This window comes from Halomonas sp. 3D7M (assembly GCF_014897885.1).
In the GTDB taxonomy this organism is placed as follows: domain Bacteria; phylum Pseudomonadota; class Gammaproteobacteria; order Pseudomonadales; family Halomonadaceae; genus Vreelandella.
Genome location: NZ_JABUZF010000244.1, coordinates 1 through 2,868, shown reverse-complemented (window position 1 = coordinate 2,868; position 2,868 = coordinate 1). Strand labels below are relative to the sequence as shown.

The window sequence follows — 2,868 nt, the reverse complement described above, 5'->3', positions numbered from 1 at the left end:
CCACTGTTTATCGGCAGGGTCGTAGGCTTCGGGGGGGGCTTGTTCTAGCAAGTGGCCTAGGCACCAAGTGACGGTGGTGTCGCCGCAAATCATAGCGCCATCCTGGCGTTTTGCGCTGCCGGGCAGTGCGTCGGCTATGGCCCGTGCAAGGCTGGGTTTCTCGGCGATAATCAAGCGCATACAGTGTCTAGCCCTGTCAGATAACAACAAGTTGCCATCTTAGCAGAACCCGCAACAGGTTAGCGTCTAGCTTGTGTGTTAGATGGCGAGTGAGTTGTTTTGTAAATGGATGGATTTATTTCTTTGTATAGTTTTTGTATAAAATTAACAAATTAAGTAAGCTGTCAAAAAGCAATTAATGAGGCGATTTCCATGCGCGAACGCGGCAGAACACGACGTTTATTGGGTCTGGGTGCCCGCACGGGCGGGGCGCTGCTGAAAACTCGTCTAGGTGGCCAAGCGGATTGGCGGGCGCTGGGTGAAGCGCTGTTTGAAGGGCTTTCGGAGCTGAAAGGCCCTGCCATGAAGCTGGCGCAAATTATGTCCCAGTGGGATGACCTGCTGCCCCCCGACCTGGCTAATGAGCTTGCTCGCTTGCAGCGTCAAGCAGAGCCAATGCCTTGGCCGCGTATCCGTGAAGCGTTGGTACTGCAATACGGCGATATTGATCACTACTTTAGCGATATAGAGGAGCGCCCGTTTGCTAGCGCTTCCATGGGGCAGGTGCATAAAGCGGTCACCCATACAGGTGAAACCGTGGTGCTGAAAGTGCAGTACCCTGGGCTTGCGGATGTGTTGGAAAGCGATCTTAAGCAGGTCAAACGGATCATGAGCTTGGGCCGCTGGTTCAAAGTGCCCCAAGCGCGTTTGGATGCGCTGTTTGAAGAGTTGGCTGCGGGGCTGCGTGAAGAGTTGGATTATCACGCCGAAGCACGGGCGCTGGCTCGCTATCGCGAGCGGTATCAGGATAATCCTCGGTTGGTCATACCCGAACCACTGTTTGAGTTATCTGGCCAGCACGTCCTGGCTATGCGTTTTGTAGGCGGTACACCGCTGCGGGATATAGAAAGCACCGATGATGGCACTCGTCAGAAAGTGGCCGTGGCGTTGGCTGATTGGATTACCGAGGAGCTGTTTACCTACGGTGAGCTGCATGCCGACCCCCACGCCGGTAACTTCGCGGCGGATGCGGAAGGTCGCCTGATCATCTACGATTTTGGTGCAGTAATTCCCGTGCCCGAAGCGCGCCTAAAAGCCATGATTCAGCTATTAGATGCCACTCTGGCGCAAGACCCGATGGCCATGGATGAGGCGTTAATGAAAATGGGCGGCCGCCAGGGGCAGGGCGCACCGCTGGCGCTTTATCGAGAATCCGCTGAGTGCGTGTCACCACTATTCTTACCTGGCGAGCAGGACTTCAGCGACGTGCGGGTACACCGCCGACTGCGTGAGTTAACACCAAAAGTGTGGGCTGCCATGGATCGCCTGCAACCGCCTGCGGATACTTTGCTGCTCTCCCGGGCACTGAATGGGCACTACTGGAACTTAGTGCGTCTGCAAGCGCGTCTTGATATGCATAGCCGCACCGAGCCACTGCTAGCCTGGGCGCGTAGTCGCTAACTAATTGCCGCTGCGGGAGCGCCGCCTGTCATGCTAGACTATTGCGCTTTTCAATCGCGTTTTGAAGACAGTGGAGACGGCAATGCTGGCGGTATGGGTCGATCAACTGCTGGGATTTGCCTCTGGGGCACTCTCGGCAATTAGGAAACAGGAACACTACCCCGATTTTATGACCTGGGTACGTGCCGAAGGCGCAGATTCGTTTAATGGCGATGTGGCAACTGCCCAGGCGCTTGCGCCTATTTTATGGTCGCAAACGCCGCTAGAACGGCTTAATTTTGCGAACGAACCGTTGGCTACCCCAGGGCGCAACGAACCTTGCTGGTGTGATTCAGGACGTAAATTCAAACAGTGCTGCTACCGCGTTGACTTCCCCACGGATATCCCTGAGCAGATGATGTGGATGCTTTCCCTGCGTGAGTGGAAAGGCGCAACGCTAAAAGCGGCGCTGGAAAGCCAGCAAGCACCTGCCCAGGCGTTATTAGAAGCCGGGTTAATTGCTGCTGAAAGTGGTCAAACCGGTCGTTCAATGCAGATTCTTGAGTCACTGTTCGACGGCAGTGATTGGTCGCGCTTGCCGGAGCAGGCCGAACCTGCGTTTGAAATTCTGTTAGATATCTATCAAGAGCGTGGCTTTACCCGCAAGCGTGCTGACCTGCTTGATGACGTTATGGAGCGTGGCCCACTGTTTTTACGTGGCGTGGCGCTTGAGCGGTTGTGCCTAATGCACCTGGATAACGACGACTTAGACAGCGCCCGCGCTGCGTTCGTGAAAGCCCAGCAGGCGCTACCGGATTCACCGACGCTAGCCTACATTGAAGCCATGTTGCTGCTGCATGAAGGTCATGAGGAAGAGGCCAAAGAGCGAGCTAACTTCTGGTACCGCCGCTTGGTTCGCCAGGGCGACTTGGATGAAGAGCAGCTCGAATTCCTGGCAGCTCTAGCTGAAAATCCTGGTGCCACTTTGGCCGACCAGTTGTTGAGCGCCGAAGAAGATATGGCGACGCCGCTGGTATCGCTACAGGCGCTGCTGGCGGCACTTCCTATCGCACCGAAGCTGACCATTGAGCAAGATGCCGATTCCGGTAGGTTGCACTACACCACCACTGCTCGCGAAGAAACCCTGTTTGCGGCTTGGCACGAACAGTTTCAGGTCATGGTCGATGAAGAGGTCGCCTTGGGCTTTTGCGATGACCCCTGGGGCAACGCGATAGAGTGGATGTCTGAGCTATGTGCTCACCCAGAATG

Annotated in this window: 3 protein-coding genes; 2 read left to right on the top strand and 1 reads right to left on the bottom strand. The window is 55.6% G+C overall.

Annotation, left to right across the window (positions count from 1 at the left end):
- Positions 1 to 180, bottom strand: a 180-nt coding sequence (locus INT22_RS14260; protein ID WP_193068444.1) for a toprim domain-containing protein, incomplete at its 3' end; no start/stop codon positions are given.
- Between the two features lie 192 nt (positions 181 to 372).
- Here INT22_RS14260 and INT22_RS14255 point away from each other — a divergent pair.
- Both INT22_RS14255 and INT22_RS14250 read left to right on the top strand, forming a co-directional pair.
- Entirely contained in the window at positions 373 to 1,620 is a 1,248-nt protein-coding gene (locus tag INT22_RS14255) for an ABC1 kinase family protein (protein WP_193059632.1), read from the top strand.
- An 82-nt stretch (positions 1,621 to 1,702) separates the two neighbouring features.
- Positions 1,703 to 2,868: SEC-C domain-containing protein (locus INT22_RS14250; RefSeq protein WP_193068443.1), on the top strand; the 1,166-nt coding region annotated here is incomplete at its 3' end.